The organism is Agromyces sp. P1_H4 (assembly GCF_056405255.1).
This window is the reverse complement of sequence record NZ_JBFUCL010000397.1, coordinates 1-3,145: the sequence shown is the minus strand read 5'-3', so window position 1 is coordinate 3,145 and position 3,145 is coordinate 1. Positions and strand designations below refer to the sequence as shown.

The 3,145-nt window shown below is 71.9% G+C and carries 3 protein-coding genes; 1 reads left to right on the top strand and 2 read right to left on the bottom strand.

Annotated elements, in window-relative coordinates:
• Nucleotides 1–989 (bottom strand): YihY/virulence factor BrkB family protein (locus AC1DY2_RS17810; protein ID WP_476763621.1); only part of this gene is annotated, 989 nt, incomplete at its 3' end.
• Between the two features lie 103 nt (nt 990–1,092).
• On the opposite strand from AC1DY2_RS17810, the gene AC1DY2_RS17805 reads away from it, so the two are divergent.
• Complete coding sequence (locus AC1DY2_RS17805; RefSeq protein ID WP_476763620.1) at nt 1,093–2,679, top strand: Na+/H+ antiporter; 1,587 nt, start codon at nt 1,093–1,095, stop codon at nt 2,677–2,679.
• Between the two features lie 69 nt (nt 2,680–2,748).
• On the opposite strand, the gene AC1DY2_RS17800 is transcribed toward AC1DY2_RS17805, so the two are convergent.
• Nucleotides 2,749–3,145, bottom strand: a 397-nt coding sequence (locus AC1DY2_RS17800) for an aggregation-promoting factor C-terminal-like domain-containing protein (RefSeq protein ID WP_476763619.1), incomplete at its 5' end; no start/stop codon positions are given.

Here is a 3,145-nt window from a genome sequence, read left to right as displayed (position 1 = left end):
TCCGTCGCCCGCCGTTCGGCGCGCTGGAGGCGCCGCAGAGCGAGCGTCGACGCGCCGTAGCGAGCGCGGACGCGGTCGTGCTCCTCGTCGACGGCCGCGACGATGAACGACCCGACGATGAGGATCACCTGGCTCGAGAGGTTGAACCAGAGCAGCAGGGCGATGAGCGAGCCGAACGAGGCGAGCAGCGGATTGCTGGTCGCGCCGGCGACGAAGAGGCTCGAGAGCACCTGCAGCACGGTGAGGCCGACGCCGCCGAGGAGCGCACCGGCCCACAGCGACCGGGCGCTCGGCCTGACGCCCGACAGGATCCGGAACATCGCCGCGATCACCACCGTGTCGATGGCGAAGATGACCGCGGTGGAGATGACCCGGGTGACGACCTCCGAGGTGGCGTCCGTCTGCGACGCGCCGAACCAGCCGAGGATGGTGTCGACCGCGGTGGTGCTGAAGAAGGTCACGAAGGCCGCCGCCGTGAGCGCCGCGCCGAATCCGATGGCGAGCAGCAGGTCGCGCCCCATCACCCAGACGAAGAAGGTCTGGTCGTCGGGCTGGTCGGCGAGGGTGCGGAACGCGATGCGCAGTGACCCGACCGCGCCCATGGCCGCACCGATGAGGCCGACCAGGGCGAGGATCCCGGTGAGGCTCAGGGTGAGCGGCTGGATCAGGTCGGCCGGGTCGATGAGCGCGTCCTCGCCGATGAGCCCGGGAATGGCGGCGTCGAGCGTCGTCACGATGGCCTGCATCGCGTCGGGCTGACCCGAGAGCCACACCCCGCCGATCGCGAAGCCGAGGAACACCCCGGCGAACACGGAGAAGAGGGTGCGGTAGGTGATGCTGTCGGCGAGCATCGGGCCGTGGTGCTCGAGGTAGATGAACCACGCCCGCACGGCCCGCGTCGCGAGCGCCCACGCCGTGACCCTCTTGCCCCACGCGATGAGCCCCGCGAACGGCCCTCCCCCGGCGGTCTTCGTCTGCTCATCGGCCATGCCGTCAGGCTATCGAGGGCGGATGCCGCGTGCAGGCGCTTGACACGCGACCGCCTCCGCCCGCTCCCCTACATTGGACCTCGAACCCGATGGAGGAGCGCACATGGAAGGCCTGATCCTCGTGGTGGTGCTCGGCGCCACCATCCTCGGCGGCGGGATGCTCGCGCAGCGCGTGCCCGTGCCGGCACCCCTCATCCTGCTGCTCGCGGGTGCGGCGCTGAGCTTCGTGCCCGGCATCCACGTGGAACTGCCGCCCGAGCTCGTGCTGCTGCTGTTCCTCCCCGCGCTGCTCTACTGGGAGTCGCTGAACACCTCGCTCCGCGAGATCCGCGACAACCTCCGGGTCATCGTGCTGCTGGCGGTCGGACTCGTCTTCATCACGGCATTCGCGATCGCGTGGCTCGCCTCGTCGTTCGGCCTGCCGTGGCCGATGGCGCTCGCGCTCGGTGCCATCCTGTCGCCCACGGATGCCACGGCGGTGGCCGCGGTCGTGCGACGCCTCCCCCGCCGGCAGGGCACGATCCTGCGAGCCGAGAGCCTGCTGAACGACGGGACCGCCCTGGTGCTGTACTCGGTCGCGGTCGGGGCGGCCACCGCGGGCGCGTCGATCACGGCCGGCAGCCTCTCGGTGCAGTTCCTGTACGCCTATGCGGTCGGCATCGGCATCGGGCTCGCGATCGGATTCGCCGCCTACCAGGTGCGGAAGCTCTTCCGCGGCGACCGGCTGCTCGGCGGCACCCTCAGTGTGCTCACCCCGTTCGTTGCGTACCTGCCGGCCGAGCTGGTCGGGGCATCCGGCGTCGTCGCCGTGGTCGTCTGCGGCCTCGTCATCAGCCAGGTCGGTCCGCGCATCATCACGGCGGCGACGCGTGCGCAGACGTTCGGCTTCTGGCAGCTGGCGAGCTACGTGCTGAACGGCGCCCTGTTCGTGCTCATCGGGCTCGAGCTGAAGCCCGTGGTCGACGGACTCGGCGCCGACTGGCCGAGCGCCGTGCTCTTCGGGCTGGCGTGCGCCATCGGGGTCATGGCGGTGCGACTGCTCTGGGGCGTGACCACGCCCTACCTGATCCGCCTCGTCGACCGCCGGCCGGTGCAGCGCACGCGGCGGGTGGGCTTCCGCCAGCGGTTCCCGATCAGCTGGGCCGGATTCCGCGGCGCCGTGTCGCTCGCCGCCGCGCTGGCCCTCCCGCAGCAGACCTCGGACGGCGCACCGCTGCCCGGCCGCGACCTCGTGATCGCGGTGACGTTCGTCGTGATCCTCTTCACGCTCGTCGTGCAGGGGCTGACGCTCCCGGCCGTCGTGCGGTGGTCGGGACTCGCGCGCGACCCGCGCGAGTTCGACGAGGAGCTCCTCGGCGAGCAGGCGATGCTCCGTGCCGCGCTGGAGGCGCTTCCCGTCGCAGCGGGTGAGCTCGGCACGAGCGGTCCGATCGTCGACGGCCTGCGCACCTCCTACGAGGATCGGCTGCAGCTCATCCACCGGGAGGACGGCCGTCCGGAGGCCGCCGTCCGTGACGCGAGCGCGCGCGACGAGGAGGACGCGCTGCACCTGGCCATCCTGCCGGCGAAGCGCGCCGCGCTCCTGGCGCTCCGGCACGACCGGCGCATCGACGACGTCATCCTGCGACGACTGCAGGCGCGCATCGACCTCGAGGAGTTGCGCCTGTCGGCTCCGGCCGACGAGGACTGAACGGCGAACGCCCCCGACGGCGGACCGTCGGGGGCGTTCAGGATCACTCGGCGCGAGGCCGGAGCCGGATCAGTACCAGCCCTGCGAGTTGAACGAGTCCCACGCGCCGCACGGGGTGCCGTAGCGGCCCGTGATGTAGCCGAGGCCCCACGAGATCTGGGTCGCGGGATCGGACTGCCAATTGGGGCCGGCGGTCGCCRTCTTGCTGCCGGGGAGGGCCTGCGGGATGCCGTAGGCGCCGCTCGGGTTCGAGGCGTAGACGTTCCAGCCCGACTCGTGGTTCCACAGCTCGACGAGGCAGCCGAACTGGTCGTCGCCCCAGCCGCGGGCGAGCAGCATGTCACGGGCGATGGCCTGGGCCGCGCTCGGGTTCGACGGCGCACCGGGTCGCGAAGAGCTCGACGACGACCCCGAGGAGGATTCGGCGGCTTCGGCGGCGGCGGCCGCTTCGGCGGCGGCCTTCGCT